The organism is Corynebacterium sp. HMSC076D02, from assembly GCF_001813815.1.
Classification (GTDB): domain Bacteria; phylum Actinomycetota; class Actinomycetes; order Mycobacteriales; family Mycobacteriaceae; genus Corynebacterium; species Corynebacterium simulans.
The window spans coordinates 1-22,497 of sequence record NZ_KV814082.1 but is presented as its reverse complement, the minus strand read 5'-3'; the positions used below and the strand labels follow the sequence as shown (position 1 = coordinate 22,497).

At 58.3% G+C, this 22,497-nt stretch carries 21 protein-coding genes; all 21 read left to right on the top strand.

Annotation, left to right across the window (positions count from 1 at the left end; translation table 11 throughout):
- Positions 1–22: 22 nt before the first annotated feature.
- Positions 23–544, top strand: a complete 522-nt coding sequence (gene infC, locus HMPREF2935_RS10705; protein ID WP_082778602.1) for a translation initiation factor IF-3 — start codon at positions 23–25, stop codon at positions 542–544.
- A gap of 36 nt (positions 545–580) precedes the next feature.
- Positions 581–775: a 50S ribosomal protein L35 gene (gene rpmI, locus HMPREF2935_RS10700; RefSeq protein WP_046646844.1), complete on the top strand. Its 195-nt coding sequence runs from the start codon at positions 581–583 to the stop codon at positions 773–775.
- A 54-nt stretch (positions 776–829) separates the two neighbouring features.
- On the top strand, positions 830–1,213 hold the full coding sequence (gene rplT / locus HMPREF2935_RS10695) for a 50S ribosomal protein L20 (RefSeq protein ID WP_061922666.1): 384 nt from the start codon (positions 830–832) through the stop codon (positions 1,211–1,213).
- 255 nt (positions 1,214–1,468) lie between these two features.
- Entirely contained in the window at positions 1,469–1,900 is a 432-nt protein-coding gene (locus tag HMPREF2935_RS10690) for a TM2 domain-containing protein (RefSeq protein ID WP_061922661.1), read from the top strand.
- 151 nt (positions 1,901–2,051) lie between these two features.
- On the top strand, positions 2,052–2,852 hold the full coding sequence (locus tag HMPREF2935_RS10685; protein WP_061922657.1) for a TrmH family RNA methyltransferase: 801 nt from the start codon (positions 2,052–2,054) through the stop codon (positions 2,850–2,852).
- An 86-nt stretch (positions 2,853–2,938) separates the two neighbouring features.
- Positions 2,939–3,985, top strand: coding sequence for a phenylalanine--tRNA ligase subunit alpha (gene pheS / locus HMPREF2935_RS10680; protein ID WP_061922654.1), 1,047 nt, complete (start codon positions 2,939–2,941; stop codon positions 3,983–3,985).
- A 36-nt stretch (positions 3,986–4,021) separates the two neighbouring features.
- The gene (gene pheT / locus HMPREF2935_RS10675; protein WP_062040655.1) at positions 4,022–6,550 is read left to right on the top strand and encodes a phenylalanine--tRNA ligase subunit beta; all 2,529 of its coding nucleotides are present in this window, start codon (positions 4,022–4,024) and stop codon (positions 6,548–6,550) included.
- Between the two features lie 176 nt (positions 6,551–6,726).
- A complete protein-coding gene (locus tag HMPREF2935_RS10670; protein WP_062040658.1) occupies positions 6,727–7,707 on the top strand; it encodes a helix-turn-helix transcriptional regulator in 981 nt (326 codons plus the stop codon).
- A gap of 349 nt (positions 7,708–8,056) precedes the next feature.
- On the top strand, positions 8,057–9,052 hold the full coding sequence (gene argF / locus HMPREF2935_RS10665; RefSeq protein WP_061922645.1) for an ornithine carbamoyltransferase: 996 nt from the start codon (positions 8,057–8,059) through the stop codon (positions 9,050–9,052).
- Positions 9,053–9,085: 33 nt separating this feature from the next.
- The gene (gene arcC / locus HMPREF2935_RS10660; protein WP_061922642.1) at positions 9,086–10,021 is read left to right on the top strand and encodes a carbamate kinase; all 936 of its coding nucleotides are present in this window, start codon (positions 9,086–9,088) and stop codon (positions 10,019–10,021) included.
- A gap of 73 nt (positions 10,022–10,094) precedes the next feature.
- Positions 10,095–11,663, top strand: coding sequence for a YfcC family protein (locus HMPREF2935_RS10655; RefSeq protein ID WP_070733171.1), 1,569 nt, complete (start codon positions 10,095–10,097; stop codon positions 11,661–11,663).
- Positions 11,664–11,837: 174 nt separating this feature from the next.
- Positions 11,838–12,911, top strand: coding sequence for an N-acetyl-gamma-glutamyl-phosphate reductase (argC, locus tag HMPREF2935_RS10650; protein WP_070456687.1), 1,074 nt, complete (start codon positions 11,838–11,840; stop codon positions 12,909–12,911).
- 39 nt (positions 12,912–12,950) lie between these two features.
- A complete protein-coding gene (argJ, locus tag HMPREF2935_RS10645) occupies positions 12,951–14,150 on the top strand; it encodes a bifunctional glutamate N-acetyltransferase/amino-acid acetyltransferase ArgJ (RefSeq protein ID WP_070456690.1) in 1,200 nt (399 codons plus the stop codon).
- 30 nt (positions 14,151–14,180) lie between these two features.
- Positions 14,181–15,110 (top strand): acetylglutamate kinase, encoded by a 930-nt coding sequence (gene argB / locus HMPREF2935_RS10640; protein ID WP_070733169.1) that lies wholly within the window; start codon positions 14,181–14,183, stop codon positions 15,108–15,110.
- Positions 15,107–16,282 (top strand): acetylornithine transaminase, encoded by a 1,176-nt coding sequence (locus HMPREF2935_RS10635; RefSeq protein WP_070733166.1) that lies wholly within the window; start codon positions 15,107–15,109, stop codon positions 16,280–16,282. Before argB ends, HMPREF2935_RS10635 begins: the two co-directional genes overlap by 4 nt.
- Before the next feature lie 38 nt (positions 16,283–16,320).
- A complete protein-coding gene (locus HMPREF2935_RS10630) occupies positions 16,321–17,292 on the top strand; it encodes a lactate/malate family dehydrogenase (RefSeq protein ID WP_141756056.1) in 972 nt (323 codons plus the stop codon).
- A gap of 134 nt (positions 17,293–17,426) precedes the next feature.
- On the top strand, positions 17,427–17,912 hold the full coding sequence (locus tag HMPREF2935_RS10625; RefSeq protein WP_049147590.1) for an arginine repressor: 486 nt from the start codon (positions 17,427–17,429) through the stop codon (positions 17,910–17,912).
- Positions 17,913–17,974: 62 nt separating this feature from the next.
- Positions 17,975–19,192 carry an argininosuccinate synthase gene (locus HMPREF2935_RS10620; protein ID WP_061922627.1) on the top strand — a complete coding sequence of 406 codons (1,218 nt, stop codon included), beginning with the start codon at positions 17,975–17,977 and terminating at the stop codon, positions 19,190–19,192.
- Positions 19,192–20,625, top strand: a complete 1,434-nt coding sequence (gene argH, locus HMPREF2935_RS10615; RefSeq protein ID WP_070733163.1) for an argininosuccinate lyase — start codon at positions 19,192–19,194, stop codon at positions 20,623–20,625. Before HMPREF2935_RS10620 ends, argH begins: the two co-directional genes overlap by 1 nt.
- Positions 20,626–20,738: 113 nt before the next feature.
- A complete protein-coding gene (locus tag HMPREF2935_RS10610) occupies positions 20,739–20,924 on the top strand; it encodes a Trm112 family protein (protein ID WP_070733160.1) in 186 nt (61 codons plus the stop codon).
- A 47-nt stretch (positions 20,925–20,971) separates the two neighbouring features.
- Positions 20,972–22,231 carry a tyrosine--tRNA ligase gene (gene tyrS, locus HMPREF2935_RS10605; protein ID WP_070733158.1) on the top strand — a complete coding sequence of 420 codons (1,260 nt, stop codon included), beginning with the start codon at positions 20,972–20,974 and terminating at the stop codon, positions 22,229–22,231.
- Positions 22,232–22,497: the final 266 nt, after the last annotated feature.

Sequence of the window (22,497 nt, the reverse complement as noted above, 5' to 3'; positions counted from 1 at the left end):
CCCTTAATCGAGGAGAACCACAATCAGCGCTGAAGCTCGCATCAATGAGCGCATCCGAGTACCCGAGGTCCGTCTAGTTGGCCCCGGTGGTGAACAGGTGGGCATCGTCCGTACTGATGATGCTCGCAAGCTTGCATATGAAGCAGACCTTGATCTTGTTGAGGTTGCGCCTAATGCAAAGCCGCCCGTAGCCAAGATCATGGACTACGGAAAGTTTAAGTACGAGCAGGCTCAGAAGGCTCGCGAAGCCCGCAAGAACCAACAGCAGACTGTGGTCAAGGAACAGAAGTTCCGTCCGAAGATCGATGATCACGATTATGAGACCAAGAAGGGCAACGTGGTGCGCTTCCTGGAGAAGGGTTCCAAGGTCAAGGTAACCATCATGTTCCGTGGCCGCGAGCAGTCGCGTCCGGAGCTTGGTTTCCGCCTGTTGGAGCGCCTCGCCGAGGATGTCGCTGAGTACGGCTCCGTCGAGTCCCGCCCCAAGCAGGATGGTCGCAACATGACCATGGTTCTGGGACCCGTCCGCAAGGGCAAGAAGTAGACCAAACTCCACTTAGGATTTAAGGACTTAATTCTCATGAAGCAGAAGACCCACAAGGGCACCGCCAAGCGCATCAAGGTGACCGGTTCCGGCAAGCTGCGCCGTGAGCAGGCTGGCCGCCGCCACCTGCTGGAGGGCAAGCCATCCAAGCAGACCCGTCGTCTTAAGGGCACCAAGGACGTTGCACCTTCCGACGTCAAGCGCGTAAAGCGCCTGCTCGGCCGCTCCTAATTAGCGCCGAATCAACCCACTTACTAGACCCACACAAGATAAGGAAGTAATACTGTGGCACGAGTAAAGCGCTCAGTTAACGCCAAGAAGAAGCGTCGCGCGATTCTGAAGTCCGCTAAGGGCTACCGCGGCCAGCGTTCCCGCCTGTACCGTAAGGCTAAGGAGCAGTGGCTGCACTCCATGACTTACGCTTACCGCGATCGTCGCGCTCGTAAGTCTGAGTTCCGTAAGCTGTGGATCCAGCGCATCAACGCCGCTGCCCGCATGAACGACATCACCTACAACCGCCTCATCCACGGCCTGCGCCTGGCTGAGATCGAGGTTGACCGCAAGATCCTCGCTGAGCTTGCAGTCAACGACTTCGAGGCATTCTCCGCACTGTGCGAGGCAGCCAAGGCTGCTCTGCCGGAGGACATCAACGCTCCGAAGGCTGCCTAATTAAATAGGTATGCGCAAAGCGTATTGCTTTTAAAGCTCCCGCTATCGCTTTCCGTCAATTATGGCGTGAAAGGGTAGAGGGAGCTTTTTATGTTGTGTTGTCTGCGCGTCTAGCCGTTTGGGGATTTTTCCCCAGCTTTCTATACCCATCTAGGAAGTCGCAGTTAGCTCGTGCTAGTTTGTCTGTGACACACGGCGCGGACTTTTCCGGCGTGTACTCCTTTTCATCTTTTGCCCATTTCTCAGGAGCCTTCTATGACCTATCCAAACAACGGAAACCCTCAAGGCTACGGCAACCAGCCGCAGAACCCGTTTGGCCAGCAGCCGCAGCAGTTCAACAACAACGCTCCTACGCCTGCTCCATACCAGGGCGGTCAGCCACAGTTCGGCCAGGCCTACCCAGTTCAGCAGTACCCAGCAGGCGTTGAGCAGAAGTCCTGGGTTGCAGCGATGCTGCTGGCTTTCTTCTTCGGATACTTGGGCGCACACAACTTCTACTTGGGCAAGACCAACCGCGGTATCGCACAGCTGATTACCTTCGTGGTTTCCGCTGTGACCCTCATCGTGATCATCGGCTTTTTCATCGGTGGCGCCCTCGAGATCTGGGCATTCGTCGAGTTCATCATGATCATCGCGGGTGCCGGCGGCTACGACCGCGATGGCCGCGGTATCCCGCTGCGTCGCTAAGCGTTTGCTCACTTAAAGCCCGAGCTCTAATACTTGCCCACTACGGCTTTTGCTGTGGTGGGTTTGGTGGTTTTCTGGGGCTTTTGGTGCTTTTGGGGTGTGGCTTAATCCTTTTGGTGTGTGGGGCGTATGCGCTGCTAGATTTGGGGCTATGGAATTGGACTTTGAATCTGCTTTTACTGAGAGAACCCCGCGCATCGTTAATGCGGTCAAGCTGCACCGCGCGGCTAATAGGCGCAAGGCCAAGCAGTTCATCATTGAGGGCGAAAATGCGGTGGACGCGGCAGTGTCCACCGGTGCCGCAACCGATGTCTTCGTCACCGAGAAAGCGGCTGAGCGTTTCGCAGACATCGTCACCGCTGCCGGCTACATGGATGTCTACGTCCATCCCATCACGGATAAAGCAGCGCGCCACATGTCTGATACCGCAAGCACCACCGGGCTATTTGCCCTCTGCAAGCCGGTGCTGTGGTCAGTGGGCAAGATTCTCAACGCCAAACCACGTCTGGTCTCGGTTCCGGTCTTGACCTCGGAGCCAGGCAACGCGGGTACCTTGATCAGGACTTCTGACGCCATGGGCGCCGATGGCGTCATCTTCGCCGGCGAGACCGTGGATCCCCTAGGCTGCAAGGTGGCGCGTTCCTCAGCAGGTTCGCTCTTCCACGTTCCCGTTGCGCGCGACCCTAACATCAAGGACGTCCTAGGCCAGTTGCGCAAGTCTGGTATGCAGATTCTTGCCACCGCAGCCGACGGCGAGGTCGACCTTGCGGAGGCAGATCTCAGCCAGCCCACCGCGTGGCTATTCGGCAACGAGGCACACGGGCTGGGGGAGCTGCTCGACGAGGCAGATATGCGCGTGCGCATTCCTATTTTGGGCCGCGCGGAGTCGCTGAATCTCGCCACCGCCGCTTCTATATGTCTTTACGAATCTGCGAAGTCTCATAGCCGCTAGCTGGTGCCCCTGCTGGCTTCTTGTGACGGTCACTACGGTATGATTAGCGCCGTTAGTTTTCGCGCAAGAAGAAGGTTTCAAGGCACGTGTCCGACACATCTCAGATCGAATTGACCGAAGCCGCGCTGGGCGCGGCTGCCGATTCCGCCATAGCTGCATTTGACGCTGCTACAAGCCTCGATGAGCTGGCTGCCGCTCGCCGCGAGCACTTGGGCGAGCAGGGCTATATCCCACAGGCACGCACCATGCTCGGCAGCCTGCCAAAGGACCAGCGCAAAGACGCAGGCAAGAACGTCAACATGGCCCGCGGTCGCGTCGAAAAGCGCTTTGCTCAGGTCCAGCAGCAGCTGGAAGCAGAGGCCCGGAAGGCGCAGCTGGCGGCAGAGACCGTCGACGTGACCATCCCGACCACCCGCACTCAGACCGGTGCACTGCACCCAATTACCGCGCTGTCGGAGCGCATTGCCGACATCTTCGTTGGCATGGGCTGGGAGATCGCCGAGGGTCCTGAGGTCGAGGCGGAGTACTTTAACTTCGACGCCCTGAACTTCAAACCTGACCACCCGGCACGTACCCTGCAAGATACCTTCCACGTGGGTAAGGAAGATTCGCGACAGGTTCTGCGCACGCACACCTCACCGGTGCAGGTACGCACCATGTTGGACCGCGATGTCCCGCTCTACATTGCTTGCCCGGGCCGTGTTTTCCGCACCGACGAGCTCGATGCCACCCACACCCCAGTCTTCCACCAGGTCGAGGGCCTGGCAGTGGACAAGGGGCTTACCATGGCACACCTGCGCGGCACTCTGGATCACCTGGCGAAGGTACTGTTTGGCCCAGAGACCAAGACGCGCATGCGCACCAACTACTTCCCATTCACCGAGCCTTCCGCTGAGGTTGACGTTTGGTTCCCGAACAAGAAGGGCGGCGCCGGGTGGATCGAGTGGGGCGGCTGCGGCATGGTCAACCCGAACGTCCTGCGCGCAGTAGGCGTTGACCCGGAGGAATACACCGGATTCGCTTTTGGCATGGGCTTGGAGCGCACCCTGCAGTTCCGCAACGGCCTGACCGATATGCGCGACATGGTCGAAGGCGACGTTCGTTTCACCCTGCCGTTCGGCGTCCAGGCATAACCGTTTACCCCGCAATTAGGAAGGAATCTAGACACAATGCTTATTTCCCAGAGCTGGGTAACCAGGTTGCTTGGCGCGAAAAATCCCGGCTGGTCCGTCACCCCGGAAGAACTCGACGCTGGTTTCGTTCGCGTCGGCTTTGAGACCGAGGGCTACGAGGGCCTGCCAGAAATCACCGGCCCGCTCGTTATCGGCCACGTTGACTCCTTCGAGGAGCTCGAGGGCTTCAAGAAGCCCATCCGCTACTGCCAGATCAATGTCGGCGACGCTAACGGCACCGGCGAGCTGCAGGGCATCATCTGTGGCGCTCGTAACTTCCGCTTGGGGGACTACGTCGTAGTCTCCCTGCCGGGCGCAGAGCTGCCAGGCGGCTTCAAGATCTCCGCACGTGAGACCTACGGCAAGATCTCTGCGGGCATGATGTGCTCCGCGGCCGAGTTGGGCATCGCTGAGAAGTCCGATGGCATCATCACCTTGGGCGAGGAGTTCGCGGACAAAGTCGGCCAGGATGCCCGTCCGTTCTTGGGGCTGGACGATACTGTCTTCGACGTCAACATCACTCCGGACCGTGGCTACGCGCTTTCCCTGCGCGGCCTCGGCAGCGAGGTTGCTTCGGCCTTCGGCCTTGATTACGCGTGCCCGGCGCAGGACCCTTCCGTTGCTGGCATCGATGTCAGCGCCGTGCCGGAGGCTAGTGGCTCACTCAACAATGTTGAGCTGCGCGAGGAGACCAAGGCACAGCGCTTTGGCCTGCGGAAGGTCACTGGCATTGACCCGACCGCGCGCACTCCGTTCTGGATGGAGCGCGAGCTCATGCTGGCAGGCCAACGCCCTGTTAACCCCGCAACCGACGTAACCAACTACGTCATGCTGCTGCTCGGCCAGCCGATGCACGCTTTCGACGCCGATCAGATTTCTGGTGACCTTGTTGTACGTAACGCGCAGGCAGGGGAGAAGTTCGAGACCCTCGACCACGTCGAGCGCACCCTCGACGCCGAAGACGTAGTCATCTGCGACGACAACGGCATCCAGTCTCTGGCCGGTGTGATGGGCGGAACGAGCTCGGAGATTACCGAGGGCGAAAACGGCACCACCAACGTCTACTTCGAGGCCGCGAACTGGGATTCCATCACCGTGGCTCGCACCTCGCGCCGCCACAAACTGTCTTCTGAGGCATCCCGTCGCTTTGAGCGAGGCGTAGATCCGGCCATCGTTGAGGTCGCACTCGACGTCGCCTGTGCACTGCTCGTGCAGATCGCTGGCGGAACCATCGAGGCCGGCCGCACCCTGGTCGGCGAGGTCGCTCGCCCGCAGCAGATCACCATGCGCGCCACCAAGCCGAGCGAGTACGCCGGTGTTGAATACTCCCGTGAGACCGTCGTGAACCGTCTCCAAGAGGTCGGCTGCGAGGTTGAGGAGTCCGGTGACAACCTGCTGGTTACCCCGGCTACCTGGCGCACTGACATCACCATGGATGTTGACCTCATTGAGGAGGTGCTGCGTCTGGAAGGCCTAGAGGATATCCCGACCATCCTGCCGACCCCAGTTGGTGGCCGTGGTCTGACCCCGGCACAGAAGCGTCGCCGCGCTATCGGCCATGGCCTGGCATATGCAGGCTACGCCGAGGTGCTTCCTTCGCCGTTTATCGCCAACAACACCTTCGACGTCTGGGGTCTGGAAGGCGATGACGAGCGCCGCAAGACCGTTTCCGTGCAGAACCCGCTCGAATCAGACAAGGCAATTCTGAGCACCACCTTGCTGCCGAACATGCTCGAAGCAGTTGCACGCAACGTCGCCCGCGGCCGCAACGACCTTGCGCTGTTCGGCCTGCAGCAGGTTTCCTTCAAGCGTGCGGATGCTTCCGCAATGCCTTCCGTTGAGGAGCGTCCAAGCGACGCCGTCGTTCAGGAGCTGCGCGACTCCCTGCCGTACCAGCCGCTGCACGTGGCCACCGTTGCTACCGGCAACGTCGAGCACGAGGGCCCCTGGGGCAAGGGTCGCGCCTACACCTACGCCGATGCCATTGAGTCTGCGCGCCTGGTCGCTCGCGCGGCCGGCGTAGAGATCGAGGTAGAGGCTGCCTCCGAGCTGCCGTGGCACCCGGGCCGTTGCGCAGCGATTAAGGCTGTCGTCGATGGTGAAAGCGTCGTCGTGGGCCATGCAGGCGAGCTGCATCCAGAGATTCTCGAGGCACTGAACCTGCCGGCACGCACCTGCGCGATGGAGATGGATGTAAACGCGCTGCCTACTGAGGAGATGTTCCCGGCTCCGGTTCTGTCTGCATTCCCGGCACTGCACCAAGACATCGCGTTGGTAGTCGACGAAGACACTCCTGCTGAGTCCGTGCGTAAGGTCGTGGAGGAAGGCGCCGGCGAACTGCTCGAGGGCGTTGAGCTTTTCGACGTCTTCCGCGGTGAGCAGCTCGGTGAGGATAAAAAGTCACTAGCCTTCCAGCTGATCTTCCGTGCCTCCGACCGCACGCTGACCGACGAGGAAGCAAGCGAGCACCGCCTGGCTGCAGCGAAGTTGGCCGAGCAGCGTTTGGGCGCTCAGATGCGCGCTTAAACGAGGCTTTAAACCCGCGCGTTGAGTCGCGCTAAGGACCGTGCAGATCACTTCTAATTATGGGTGACTGCTCGGTCCTATTCTTATGAATCCTTAATGATGTGAGCTATGATTACCCAAGTTATTGGGTCTGACTTGAAACCGGCAGTTTTTCTCTCTCGCTGCTGGGAAAGTAGGTGCTGGTGCTAGAGTATGCCGTCTTCTATTTCACTATCTGCATGCTGCTAGCCAGCGTCCTGGTCGCCGGCGTCTGCGTGGGATGCCTGGTGGCCACCCGCTCCCAAGTCTTCAAACTGTTGGCGGTATTCTTCGGCGTCTATGCCTTCGATATAGCGCTTGTCTTTCGAACGCAGTTCATCCACGGCGGGATGGCTAACCGTGAGGTTTCTGTTTACGCAATTACGGCGCCTTTCGAGTCGATATTGCTGGGTGGCGTGATGATGGCTGTGATGGCCATCGTGGTGCAGCGCTACTTAAATGGCTGGCGCTTTCTGCCGCATGCCTGCGTCGGGTTGTTCCTGATAGGCAGCGTCGCGGCCTTGTGGGCAGTAGAGGACCCGGCACTACGCCAGTTCCTTTTCTTCAACATGCGGCCTATCACGCTGACATTTCTGCTTTGCTATGGCTTTGGCTGCTACTTGCGCGCGAATGATCCCGCGGAGCGCGCACGCCTTTATTCCTACCGCCATCTCTTCTTCCAGGTCGCTATCTGTGCCGTGCTGGTGGTGGCAGAGAACGTTTACTATCAGCTCATCTTTGACTGGGAGGCTGCCGGGCCCGATGTGCTCTCATTCTTGCCGGAGCGCAATTTTATGGAAAACGTTCTAATCGTTGCCATCGGCTGGGCGGTCATCTCTCATGCGCGAGTGGTTCTGCGCCACGTTGGTGCGGATGCGGCGGTCAAGCCAATCGCAGATGCGGCAGCGGATGACTTTCATGAGCGCAGCCTTGAGCGATTTTCGGAGGTCCATGGCCTTTCGAAGCGCGAGCGTGAAGTGGCCGGCCTGGTGCTTGCCCGCAAGAGCAATCGCGAAATCGCGGACGAACTCGGCATCTCGCTTTCTACCGTAAAGGTCCACGTTCACAACATTTTGAAAAAGACATCCTACGAGTCTCGTGACCTATTGGTTGAGGGGTACTGGTCAGGGGTAATGTAACCGGCTTTTGCTCGCGTTTGGGCAGCGGTTTAAACCGGGTCAATTTGTAGGTTGCGTTACCGTCTCTAGAAAAAGGGATGGATGTCACATTCTAAACCTTGCGTGTAAACCTGCACTTCAAAGGCGGTTTAAATCGGGTTTAGTGGCGGTCAACGCTGGATTTAATGAAAAATGAACTCGATTAGCGCTTGCTCGGGTGGGGAAATCGAGTCACGATAAAGCCAGAACTTCAGATGAGAAGCACAAGGCTTCCGGGTTCGGCCGGCGCACCCCATGAGTGTGAATTGAAGGGGAGTAGCCGGAGTGAAAATAGGGCAAAAGGCCCTATTAAAGAAAGGAGTTGGCAACAATGCCAGTAAGCCTCAGCGGACGTAACTTCCTCAAGCTCTTGGACTACACCCCAGACGAGATTCGCTACCTTATCCGCCTCTCCAAGCAATTCAAAGAAATGAAGATGGCCGGTGTGCCGCACCGCTACCTCGAGGGCAAGAACATCGTCCTCCTCTTCGAGAAGACCTCGACCCGTACCCGCTGTGCATTCGAGGTTGCCGGCTCCGACCTTGGCATGGGCGTTACCTACTTGGCTCCGGATAGCTCGCAGATGGGCAAGAAGGAGTCCATCGAGGACACCGCTCGCGTGCTGGGCCGCATGTATGACGGTATCGAGTACCGCGGCTTCGCTCAAGAGATTGTTGAGGACTTGGGCGCAAACGCAGGCGTTCCAGTTTGGAACGGCCTGACCACCGAGTTCCACCCAACCCAGATGATTGCAGACATGCTCACTGTAGAGGAGAACTTCCCACAGGGCCTGAGGGGTCTGAAGCTGGTCTTCATGGGCGATGCAGGCAACAACGTTGCAAACTCCCTCATGGTTGTCTGTGCAAAGCTCGGCATGCACTTCGTCGCTTGTGGCCCGAAGGCACAGATGCCAGAAGATGGCCTGGTCGAGGAGTGCACCAAGATTGCAGCCGAGACCGGCGGCTCCGTCACTCTGACCGAAGACGTCAAGGAAGCCTGCACCGACGCTCACGTCATCTACACCGACATCTGGCTGTCCATGGGTGAGCCGGCTGAGCTCTGGGAGGAGCGCGTCAAGCTGCTCGAGCCATACCGTGTCACCAAGGATGTCATGGCAATGGCTGCCGACGACGCCATCTTCATGCACTGCCTGCCTTCCTTCCACGATGTCAAGACCGTCATTGGCAAGGAAATCTCCGAGAAGCTCGGCGTTAGCGAGATGGAGGTCTCCGACGAGGTCTTCGAGTCCGCTTACTCCAAGGTCTTCGATGAGGCAGAGAATCGTCTGCACACCATCAAGGCGGTCATGTACGCCACCTTGTCCTAGAAAATCAAGGTCTTTTCACCAGGAGAAAGTGCAATGGATAAGCGACGTGTTGTCGTTGCCCTCGGTGGCAACGCCCTTGGAAACACCCCAACCGAGCAGCTGGAAGCAATCCGCCAGACCGCCGACTCAATCGTTGACCTCATCGAGGCCGGCCACGAGGTCGTGGTTACCCACGGCAACGGTCCACAGGTTGGCATGATCAAGGTTTCCTCCGACTTCTCACACCAGGAGGGAACCACGCCAGAGATTCCTTTCGCCGAGTGCGGTGCAATGTCCGAAGGCTACATCGGATACCACCTCCAGCAGGCCATTGAGAATGTGCTGCGCATGCGGAACCTAGAGCGCGACTGCTATTCCCTCATCACGCAGACGGTTGTCGACGAAAACGACCCGGCTTTTGATAACCCAACCAAGCCCATCGGTGTGTACTACAGCGAGGAAGAGGCAAAGCGGTTGGCTAAGGAAACCGGCAACACCTACGTCGAGGATTCCGGCCGCGGCTGGCGTTGGGTCATTGCCTCGCCACTTCCTATCGAGGTTGTAGAGGCAAAGAGCATCGCCAACATCCTGGGCTCCGGTGGCATTGCCATCGCAGCCGGTGGTGGCGGCATCCCAGTAGTCCGCAAGGAAGGCCAGCTCAGCGGTGTCACCGCAGTCATCGATAAGGACCGCACCGCGGCTCTTATCGCTCAGCAGATTGAGGCAGACACCCTGTTGATTCTCACCGCAGTTGACTACGCCTACTCCGGCTTTAACACCCCAGAACAAAAGGCTCTGGAGAAGGTCACCGTTGACGAGGTACAGAAGCTGATTGATGATGCAGCCTTTGCACCAGGCTCAATGCTGCCGAAGGTGGAAGCCTGCTTGGAGTTCGCCCGTTCGGGCGCCGGCCGTCGAGCAATCATCACCTCGCTCGAACATGCCGGTGAAGCCATGACTGGTTCCGTCGGAACCGTTATAACCTCTTAGGAGAAATTTATTGGCCGGGTAAGACAGTATGTGCTGGCTTCCCCGGCCTTTTATCACATGAAAGGAAGGCGCCATGACCGCGCCAATGAAAGAGAAGGATACAGACCCCAAGAAGAGGCGGAGGTTTCACTTCTCAGTTCCGTCTGCTTTTACGATTCTGTTTGCCCTGACGGTCATCTCTGCAATCGCCACCTGGCTGGTTCCGGCAGGCTCGTATTCGAAGCTGATGTATGACCCTGACTCGGGCAAGCTGAACGTGACCAACCCTGATGGTTCGGTCGACGTTCTGGACGCTACGCAGAAGACTCTCGATAGCCTGGGCGTGCAGATCAACATCGATCAGTTCACCTCTGGTGCACTGACGCAGGCAGTTTCCGTCCCGGGCACTTATGAGCATGTCACGCAGAACCCGGCTGGTCTGTGGGATATCCCGGTCAGCATGGTGCAGGGCACCATCGAGGCCGTTGACATCATCGTGTTCATCCTCGTGCTGGGTGGCCTCATTGGCGTGGTCCGCGCAACGGGCGCTTTCGAGTCGGGCCTGGTCGCACTGACCAAGAAGACGAAGGGGCACGAGTTCCTGCTCGTCGTCGTGGTCTCCGTGCTGATGGTGATGGGCGGTTCCGCCTGTGGCTTGGGGGAGGAAGCTGTTGCTTTTTACCCAATCCTCGCCCCAATCTTTATCTCGCTAGGCTATGACGCCATCGTCGTGGTGGGCGCCATCTTCCTGGCAGGTTCCATGGGTACGGCGTTCTCTACGATTAACCCGTTCTCGGTTGTTATCGCGTCGAACGCGGCGGGTATCAACTTCACAGACGGCATCGTATGGCGTCTGGTCGGCTGTGTCGTCGGCGGCATCGTGGTGATTAGCTACATGGCTTGGTATGCGCGTCGCCTCAAGGCAGACCCGAACTTCTCCTATGTCCTGGAGGATAAGGAAGTCTTTGAGGGCCAGTGGTCCATGGACGCCACCGGTGACGTTAAGAAGTTCGACCTTCGTCAGAAGGTCATCCTCATCCTCTTCGCTATCGCGTTCCCGTTGATGGTCTGGGGTGTTATGTCCCAGGGCTGGTGGTTCCCAACGATGGCGGCCGCATTCCTCACGGTGGCCCTGGCCATCATGTTCATTGCGGCAACCGGTGAGAATCGCTTGGGCGAAGCTGAGCTTTGCGACGCCTTCACTGAGGGTGCTTCCAGCCTGGTCGGCGTTTCCCTGATTATCGGTCTGGCCCGCGGCATCAACCTGGTGCTCAATGATGGTCATATCTCCGATACACTGCTGAACTCTGCAACCAACCTGGTTGAGGGAATGCATGGTCCAGTCTTCATCATCATGCTGATGATCATCTTCTTCCTGCTGGGCTTCGTTGTTCCTTCCTCCTCCGGCCTAGCTGTGCTGTCCATGCCGATTATGGCGCCGCTGGCAGATACGGTGGGCATCGACCGTTGGATTGTGGTCTGTGCTTATCAGTGGGGACAGTATGCAATGCTGTTCATCTGCCCGACCGGCCTGGTCATGGCAACGCTGCAGATGCTGAAGATGAAGTACACGCACTGGCTGCGCTTCGTCTGGCCGATGATGGTCTTCCTTCTGGTCTTCGGCGGCATCATGCTGGTAACTCAGGTGCTGATTTACTCCTAAGCTGTGGCTCGAGGGTGGAGGCCCTCAGGCTCAGTGTTTAGTGCCTCCCGCTTGGCTTTCTTCTCCACTCAATTGTTAGAGGAGGGCCGCGGGAGGCACTTTGCGTTTTGGAGCGATATAAAAGACTCCTCGTATATATTGCAGTGCCTTGCATAACTTGTTATTGTTTCCCGCATGAGTATTTCAGTAGCCATCGCGGGCGTTTCCGGATATGCAGGCGGCGAGATTCTGCGCCTGCTCTTGTCCCATCCAGCATATTTGTCCGGTAAGCTGCGGATTGGCGCCCTCTGTGGGCACTCCACAGCCGGGCAACCGGTGGCGCAGGTCGTGCCAAATGCGCCGCAGGTGTGGGGGAATACTATTCAAGACATTGCGGCGGAAAACCTGCTTGGGCATTCGGTGGTCTTCCTGGCGCTGCCGCACGGACACTCGGCGAAGTTGGCGCGGGAGATTGAGGCGGCGTCGCAAAGCACCGGCGTCGCAGCGCCGGTGTTGATTGATTGCGCGGCCGATTTCCGCCTCCGGAGCGAAGAGGACTGGCGGGAGTTCTATGGTGGGGATTACGCGGGCGCATGGCCCTATGGCATCCCAGAGCTGCCTGGAAATCGCGCACAGCTGCAGGGGGCATCGCAGGTAGCGGTGCCGGGATGCTTTCCCACCGCCGTGACTTTGGGTGCTGTGCCGGCCTTGGCGCAGGAGCTCATCGAACCTGATCTCAACGTGGTTGCGGTTACTGGCGTTTCCGGTGCAGGCAAGAAGGCCGCAGTGGGGTTGCTTGGTGCTGAGACCATGGGCAGTTTGCGCGCCTATTCGCCGGGCGGCACGCACCGTCATACCCCGGAGATGGTGCAGAACCTGGCGCCTTTCGTGCACGGTGACGCTGAGCTCAACCTCAGCTTTACTCCGGTCTTGGCCCCGCTGGTGCGGGGGATTTTGGCAACTATCAGCGCTCCTCTTGCCGGAGGAGTGGATGCCTCCCAGGTGCACAAAGCCTTCGCGGATTTCTACAAGGACGAGCCTTTTTGCCTAGTTTTGCCAGAAGGAATCCAGCCAGAAACGCAGAACGTAGTGGGCTCCAATATGGTGCATATCCAGGCTCATGTGGACGGTCGTGCCCGACGATTGCTCATCACTGTTGCGCTCGACAATCTGACCAAGGGCACCGCCGGTGCCGCCGTTCAATGTATGAATCTCGCGCTAGGGCTTGAAGAATCCGCCGGCCTGCCACAAGCGGCCGTCGCGCCCTAGGCGGTTATTAATAGCCACCTTTTTAATTAGGAGAAGACCATGTCTCTATCGCCCACCACGCTAGGAGGGCCCGTTCCCAAACCGACTGGCGTTACCGCGCCGAAAGGCTTTGTGGCGGGAGCAACTACTGCTGGGATTAAGCCATCTGGGAAATCAGATATGGCGCTCGTTGTAAATCAAGGCCCACACTTTAATGCAGCGGCGGTATTTACTCGCAACCGGGTCGTTGCCTCACCGGTAAAACTTTCCAAGGCCGCCGTCGCAGACGGGCAGGTAAGGGCCGTGTTGTATAACTCGGGCAACGCCAACGCCTGTAACGGGAAGCAAGGCGACAAAGATGCCCAAGCCATGGTGGATGAACTTGCTGCTCTAACTGGAATTGTCGGGCAAGATATCGCTGTATGTTCCACGGGGCTGATTGGCGAGCCTTTGCCGATGGATAAAGCATTAGGCGGCGTTAGCAGCGTCGTGGGGAAACTCAGCTCAGAAAGAGGTCACGCTGCCGCCGAGGCGATCATGACCACCGATACCGTGGCGAAGGAAGCTGTGGTGCACGGTGGTGGATGGACTTTGGGTGCGATGGGCAAGGGCGTGGGTATGATGGCGCCCTCGCTTGCAACGATGCTCGTGTGCCTGACAACCGACGCCGCGGCCACGCCTGCCGCGCTGCAGCAAGCGCTGCACAGTGCATGCGATGCGACCTTCAATACCTTAGATATTGATGGCTCGACCTCGACTAATGACACCGTCATCATCTTGGCAAATGGTGCATCGGGCATCGAGCCTTCGCAGGAAGAGCTCGACGATGCTGTTCTTAAAGCCTGTGCCGATATCGCGGATCAGCTGCAGGCCGACGCGGAAGGGGTGACCAAGCGCGTCAAAATCACCGTCGAGGGCACCACTGACGATGCGCAGGCGCTTGCCGCTGCGCGGACGCTGGGCCGGGATAACCTGTTCAAGTGTGCGATGTTTGGCTCCGATCCCAATTGGGGCCGCGTCCTTGCGGCAGTGGGCATGGCGGACGCGGATATGGACCCGGAAAACATCTCTGTTGCCTTCAACAATCAGCCTGTCTGCATCAACTCCACGGGCGCGCCCGGCGCGCGCGAGGTGGACCTATCAGGAATCGATATTGACGTCCACGTTCACTTAGGTCTTAACGGGCCAGGCCGAGCATTTTTACGGACTACGGATCTGTCTCATCAGTACGTCGAAATCAACTCGGCCTATAGCTCTTAGCTTCGGGGAATAGGCAAAGGCGAGGAGACTATGCAGTTAACGAACTTGGAGCGGGCCACGGTCTTGGCGGAGGCACTGCCGTGGCTCCAGCATTATCGCGACACAATAGTCGTGGTGAAGTATGGCGGTAATGCCATGGTGGATGAGCGGCTCAAGGCGGCGTTCGCGGCAGACATGGTTTTTCTGCGCGCGGTAGGCGCGAAGCCGATTGTCGTCCACGGCGGCGGCCCGCAGATCAACCAGATGCTGGGCAGGCTCGGCATCGAGGGCGAATTCAAAGGTGGCTTTCGGGTAACCACCCCGGAGGTTATGGAAGTCGTACGGATGGTCTTGTTTGGCCAGGTGGGCAGGGGATTGGTCAACCTCATCAACTCCCACGGGCCCTACGCGGTGGGCACTTCGGGCGAGGACGCAGGACTATTTCGCGCCCGAAAGCGCCTGGTCAACATCGATGGGCGGCTGACAAACATTGGTTTGGTCGGCGATATTACCGACGTCAACCCCGAAGCCTTGATGGACATCGTGGATGCGGGAAGGATTCCCGTTGTGTCAACCATTGCGCCCGGTAGGGATGGCGAGGTTTATAACGTGAATGCGGATACCGCGGCGGGTGCGCTTGCTAGCGCTGTGGTTGCGGAAAGGCTCGTGGTCCTAACCAACGTGGAGGGCCTTTATACCGACTGGCCAGATTCCGATTCTTTGGTCTCCAAGATTGAGTGCAGCGAGCTTTCGCAGCTCTTGCCCACCTTAGACAGCGGGATGATCCCCAAGATGGAGGCCTGCCTTAAAGCAGTGGAGGCAGGGGTAAATGCGGCCCACGTTATCGATGGCCGCACCGAGCATGCGGTGGTCCTAGAGCTGCTGACCTCCGGCGGCATCGGAACGATGATTCTGCCTGATAACTATGACCGTGCTGATTATCCGGAAGGAACGGTCTTTAGAAAGGACGATAACGCATGACTTCGCTTATAAAGCAGTGGAACGAGGCGATCGCGAATAACTACGGCGCTCCGCCGCTCGGATTGGTCTCAGGTGCAGGATCTACCGTGCTTGATGAAGAGGGGAAGTCCTACATTGACATGCTGGCCGGCATTGCGGTCAATTCACTAGGCTACGGGCATCCTGCCGTAGTTCAGGCGGTAAGCCAGCAGGTGGCTAAGTTGGCGCACGTATCCAACCTTTTTGCTAGCGAGCCTGTGGTTGAGGTTGCACAGAAGCTCAAGGCTCGGGTGGGCGATAGCGATGCCCGGGTATTCTTCTGCAACTCCGGTACTGAGGCCAACGAGGCTGCGTTCAAGGTAGCACGCTTGACTGGAAAGAAGCGGGTGCTGGCGGCGCACCACGGATTCCACGGGCGTACGATGGGCGCGCTCGCGATGACGGGGCAGCCGGGCAAACGGGCGCCTTTCGAGCCGCTGCCAGCTGGCGTGGAATTTTATCCCTATGGCGACATTGAATATCTGCGCACATTGGTGGAACAAGACCCAGCCAATACCGCGGCAATCATTTTGGAGCCTATCCAAGGCGAGACCGGAGTGATTCCCGCGCCGGATGGATTTCTGGTTAAGGTGCGCCAGTTATGCGATGAATACGAGCTCCTCTTGATTGTTGATGAGGTTCAGACTGGCGTCGGGCGTACTGGTGACTTCTTCGCTTTCCAGTCTGCGAGAATCTTGCCCGATGTGATTACCATGGCCAAAGGCTTGGGGGCGGGCCTGCCCATCGGCGCGACCATCGTACGGGGCGCGGCGAAGGATTTGCTTACTCCGGGTAGCCACGGCACGACCTTTGGCGGCAATCCCGTTGTGTGTGCGGCGGCAAATGCGGTACTGGACACTATCGATGCCGCGTTCATTGCTGAGGTACGCAACAAGGGAGAGCGGCTCGCAGAACGCGTAGCTGCGTTGCCTGGCGTAGTAGAAGTGCGCGGTCGCGGCCTGATGTTGGGCGTGGTTCTGGAACGCCCTGTGGCTAAACAGGTGGTCAGCGCCGGCTTCAAGCACGGAGTAATTGTGAATGCGCCGAATGATTCCGTCGTGCGTTTGACGCCGCCGCTGGTGATTGAAGAGGCAGAGCTGGACGCCGCGGTTAACCGCTTTGCGCTGGCGCTTTCCGACGCCACCGTCAGTTAAAGCACCACGTGTCCGGCGTGAGGTTTATGCTCGGGAATATGAAGAACCTAAACACCACAAAGCTTGTTTGTATTGGCCTGGGTCACGTTGGATCCTCGGTCCTTGCTTATGCCATGGAGTCCGGCCTTTTCGCGGATATCGCCGCAATCGATGTCAACGATAAGGTGGCACACGGTGAGGCGCTGGACCATGATCAATCCACCGGCGTGCCTGGCATTGACCATATCCACGTCCACGCCGGTACCTACGAGGACTGCGCTGATGCTGATCTCATCATCGTATCTGCCGGTGCGTCCATGCAGCCGGACCCGGACAATCCGGGTTCTGCCCCTGACCGTGCCGAGTTGGCAGTTTCTTCCGGCCACGTTATTCGCAACGTTATGGAAGGCATCACTGCCCATACGAGTGAAGCGGTCATCCTGTTTATCACCAATCCTCTGGACGCAATGGTTACCCTTGCGCACCGCGAGTTCGACTACCCGCGCGAGCTACTCTTTGGTACCGGCACCATGCTCGATTCAGCGCGTCTGCGCTGGGCTATAGGGCGCGAGCTCGGTATCGATCCAAAGTCTGTCACCGGTTACATGATGGGTGAACACGGCATGACTGCCTTCCCAGTGCTGTCGAAAATGAACGTCCAGGGCTTGGGCTGGGAAGAACTCGAAGAGCTCCACCAGGGCTCGCTACCAGGTAAGGAAGAGCTCAAAGAAACCGTCGTCGGCGCGGCCTACGACGTCTTCAATGCAAAGGGCTGGACCGACGCTGGTGTGGCACGTTCCGCGGTAGCGATTGCGCGATCGATCATGCTGGATGAGAAGGCGGTTCATCCGGTCTGCTCCATGCTGGAGGGGGAATACGGCATCGACGATGTTGCGCTTTCCATGCCATCGGTTGTCGGCCGCGGCGGTGTCGAAAAGCGCTTGGCCCCCAAGCTCGATGAATGGGAGACCCAGAAGTTGGCTGAGTCCGCAAGCTATATCCGCGCAACCTTCGAGCGTACGCAGAATTAATGGCTCCCGCCGGGACAAATCCGGAATCCTTCACGCTGAAGGTTTATGCTTGAAAGCGAATTTAATGCACTAAGACTTAGCGCATTTGAGGATATCGGATTGCCGGCATGAGTTTTAAGGAGAATTCTTTCGCGATGACAACGACGCCGACCACGCGCAATGCGCGCCAAGCCAAGATCCTGGAAATTCTGGATCGCACCCGCGTTACCAGCCAGGTGCAGCTTTCTGAGCTGCTGCTTGATGAGGGAATCGACATTACCCAGGCAACCCTTTCGCGCGATCTTGACGAGCTCGGCGCGAAGAAAGTAAAGCGCGGTGGCGGGCGTTCCTTCTATATGGTCGGCGGAGAGCTGGAGCAATTCGAAGACCAGCTTAACGGACCCCGCGAGAAGCTGCGCCGCATGCTCGACGAACTTGTTGTCTCGCATGATCATTCAGGAAACATCGCCATGCTGCGCACTCCAGCCGGCGCTGCGCAGTATTTGGCCTCCTTTATTGACCGCGTTGGTTTGAGCGATGTAGTCGGCTGCATTGCTGGTGATGACACTATTTTCGTCCTCGCGCGCGAGTCGACCACCGGCGAGGAACTTGCGAAGAAGCTCACAGCACGCGACGTTTAGGTTTTATACGTTCTATTGTATAATATTAACGATAGCTCGAAGATAACCAAAGGAGAATGATTATGAGCGCACGTGTTGTACTGGCTTATTCCGGCGGACTGGATACGTCCGTGGCGATCCCTTACCTGGCTAAGATGACCGGTGGCGACGTTGTTGCTGTCTCTCTTGACCTTGGCCAGGGTGGCGAGGATATGGAGTCGGTACGCCAACGCGCCCTCGATTGCGGCGCGGTCGAGTCCATCGTCATTGACGCTAAGGATGAATTCGCAGAAGAGTACTGCCTGCCTACCATCAAGGCTAACGGCATGTACATGAAGCAGTACCCGCTCGTTTCTGCGATTTCCCGCCCGCTTATCACCAAGCACCTCGTGAAAGCTGCGCAGGAGCACGGCGGAACACATGTTTCCCACGGTTGCACTGGCAAAGGTAATGATCAGGTCCGCTTCGAGGTTTCCTTCCGCGCACTCGATCCTTCGCTAGAGATCATCGCGCCAGCGCGTGACTACGCCTGGACTCGTGACAAGGCAATCGCCTTCGCAGAGGAGATCAACCTGCCGATTGAGCAGTCCGCATCCTCGCCATTTTCTATTGACCAGAACGTGTGGGGCCGCGCGGTAGAAACCGGCTTTTTGGAGGATCTGTGGAATCCGCCAACAAAGGATCTTTACGCCTACACCGAGGATCCGGCATTGGGTAACGCCCCCGATGAGGTCATCATTTCCTTTGAAAAAGGCAAGCCCGTCGCCATCGACGGCAAGCCGGTGACCGTTCTGGAAGCAATCGAAGAGCTCAATCGCCGCGCGGGTGCACAAGGCGTCGGCCGTCTCGACATGGTTGAGGACCGGCTCGTGGGCATCAAGTCCCGCGAGGTCTACGAGGCCCCGGGTGCCATGGTGCTCATCAAGGCTCACGAGGCGCTGGAGGATGTCACCGTCGAGCGTGAGCTCGCACGTTATAAGCGCCTGACCGACGCTCGCTGGAGCGAAGAGGTCTACGACGGCCTCTGGTACTCGCCGCTGAAGCGTTCCCTGGACGCCTTCATCGAGTCCTCCCAGGAGAACGTCACCGGCGATATCCGCATGGTTCTCCACGCCGGCACCGCAACTGTCAATGGTCGCCGCTCGGGTGAGTCTCTGTACTCCTTCGACTTGGCCACCTATGACACTGGCGACGCCTTCGATCAGTCCGCGGCCAAGGGCTTTGTCCAGCTGCACGGCTTGTCCACCCAGATCTCCAACCAGCGTGACCGCGACGGCGGCTTCCCAACCGGAAAGAAATAATGCATAAGACTAACGAGGGCGCATTGTGGGGCGGCCGCTTCAGCGGCGGCCCGTCCGAGGCAATGTTCGCCCTGTCCGTATCCACTCACTTCGACTGGGTCCTGGCGCCATATGACGTCTTGGCTTCCAAGGCACACGCCAAGGTGCTGCACAAAGCAGGCCTGCTTTCCGACGCCGACCTGCAGACCATGCTCGATGGCCTGACGCAGCTGGGGGAGAAAGTCGCCTTCGGCGAGTTTCGCCCGTTGCCCACCGACGAGGACGTCCACGGCGCGATGGAGCGCGGGCTTATCGACATTGTTGGGCCTGAGGTCGGCGGCCGCCTGCGCGCGGGCCGTTCCCGCAACGACCAGGTAGCAACCCTGTTTCGCATGTGGGTCCGCGATGCCATTCGCGATATTGCTCTGCAGGTCACTGACCTGGTGGATGCTTTGTCTCAGCAGGCAGCGGCGCACCCGGAGGCAATCATGCCGGGTAAGACTCACTCGCAGGCAGCGCAGCCGATCTTGTTGGCACACCAGCTGCTGGCGCACGCGCAACCTTTGCTTCGCGACGTCGATCGCTTAAAGGATCTGGACAAGCGCCTTGCTGTATCGCCTTATGGCTCCGGCGCGCTGGCGGGTTCTTCGCTGCACCTCGACCCAGAGGCAATCGCTGCGGAGCTGGGCTTCGAGTCAGCTGCGGAGAACTCGCTGGACGGAACCTCATCGCGTGACTTTGCCTCGGAGGCAGCTTTCGTCTTGGCGCAAATCGCGGTCGATATGTCTCGCTTGGCGGAAGAAATCATCTACTGGTGTACGCCGGAGTACGGCTACGTCACCCTGGATGATGCGTGGTCGACTGGTTCTTCCATCATGCCGCAGAAAAAGAATCCCGATGTTGCGGAGCTAACCCGCGGCAAGACGGGCCGCCTCATTGGCAATCTTTCCGGGTTGCTGGCCACGCTGAAGGCGCAGCCTTTGGCCTATAACCGTGACTTGCAGGAGGATAAAGAACCGATCGTTGACTCGGTGGCGCAGCTCAATCTGCTGCTGCCAGCAATGACCGGCCTGGTTTCCACCTTGGAATTCCACGAAGACCGCATGCGTGAGCTTGCCCCACGTGGATTCACTCTGGCAACGGACCTCGCCGAGTGGATGGTTCGCCAAGGCGTTCCGTTCCGCGAGGCACATGAGGCTTCGGGCGCGTGCGTTCAGATTGCCGAGGCAAGGGGAGTGGACCTGGTGGACCTCAGCGATGAGGAGCTCGCGGGCGTCGATAAGCGCTTGCTCCCTGCAGTGCGTGACGTACTCACCATCGATGGTGCGGTGGCCTCGCGTTCTACCAAGGGTGGAACCGCAGGTGTGCGGGTCGCCGAACAGCGTGAACGCGTTGACGAGATTGCCGCGGAATTTAAGAAGTGGGCACAGACTCCGGTTATTCCAGGGGTCTAAGCCAGAAAAGTCGGTCATCTTCGATGCGTGAAGGCGGCCGGCTTTTCGCTTGTGCATTTCGCATCGCTGGGTTGGAGCCGCCGCTAAACGTACCGAGATGTAGGATGAACGCCATGAGTCTTGATCCACAACTTCTAGAGATTTTGGTCTGCCCCCAAGATAAAGGGCCGCTGACTTATAACGAGGATGCACAGGTTCTGGTTAATGAGCGTCTCGGCATTGCCTATCCCGTCGAGGACGACATCCCAGTGATGCTAGCTGATCACGCAAAAGCATGGCCTGCAGAAGCAGAGGCCTAACAAACTTTTCTGCACCTCGAATCTAGGAAGAGATTAGGAAGACTTTTATGAACATCATTGACGAGCTGTCTTGGCGCGGCCTCATCAACCAGTCCACCGACCTCGACGCACTGCGCGAAGAGTGCGAAAAGCCGATTACCCTGTACTGCGGTTTCGACCCGACGGGGGATTCCCTTCACGCAGGGCACCTAGTGCCGATGATTATGCTGCGCCGTTTCCAGGAATTCGGGCACCGTCCAATCACCGTTGCAGGTGGTGCGACGGGCACCATTGGTGACCCGCGCGACGTCGGCGAGCGCTCCATGCTCAGCATGGACGTCATCGAGCAGAACCTGCAGGCAATCCAGAAGCAGCTGCGTCGTTTTGTGGACTTCGAAGGCGAGAACGCCGCCATCATGGTTAACAACGCTGATTGGACCATGAACCTTTCCGTTATCGACTTCCTGCGTGATATCGGAAAGAATTTTTCCCTGAACACGATGCTTGACCGCGATACCGTCAAGCGCCGACTGGAATCCGACGGAATTTCCTACACCGAGTTCTCCTACATGCTGCTGCAGTCCAATGACTACGTGCACTTGCGCCGTGAGTACGACTGTGTCCTGCAGATCGGTGGCGGCGACCAGTGGGGCAACATCGTCTCTGGTGTTGACCTGAACCGTCGCATGGATAACGCTAAGGTCCATGCGCTCACCGTTCCGCTGGTTACCGATGCCCAGGGGCAGAAGTTCGGTAAGTCTACGGGTGGCGGCAAGTTGTGGCTGGATCCTGAAAAGACCTCTGCTTACTCCTGGTACCAGTACTTCCTTAACGCTGGCGACTCTGTCGTCATTGACTACCTGCGTTGGTTCACCTTCCTGACTCAGGAAGAAATCGCGGAGTACGAGAAGGCCGTGGCGGAAGAGCCATACAAGCGCGCTGCGCAGCGTCGCCTGGCTCAGGAGATGACCAACATGGTTCATGGTGAAGAGGCAACCAAGGCAGTCGAGCTTGCTGCCCAGGCACTCTTCGGTAAGGCGGAGCTTAAAGAACTGGATGAAAAGACCCTGGCGGGTGCGTTGTCTGAAACTACAGTCGCTGAGATTACGGAAGGCGAGCCGCGGACCATCGTTGACCTTCTGGTGGCTTCTGGTCTGGCTGACTCCAAGGGCGCTGCACGCCGCACCATTAAGGAAGGTGGCGCTTACGCCAACAACCAGCGCATTGAATCGGATGACTGGGAGCCTGCAGCAGAGGACCTACTGCATGGCACCTGGCTCGTCCTACGCCGCGGCAAGAAGAACTTTGCGGGCGCACGCCTGGCTTAAAGGCCTCTAGCGCGACAAGTCGTGAGAACCGTCCACCAAAGGTGGGCGGTTTTCGTGTTTGACCTGGCGATTTGTCAACCTTTAGGGGCGTGCGTATATTTATCGAAGTCGCCGCGACAAGCGGTCGGCGGAGAGATTAACTCTTGGTTGACAAGATATCGACTTGTTAGCTAAAGTATGAACTCCAGTCGCTTAGAGAAACAGCAGGTTAAATGTTGTTGAACTAATGCGAATGATGTCTGAGAACTCAATAGTGTGCCAATGTA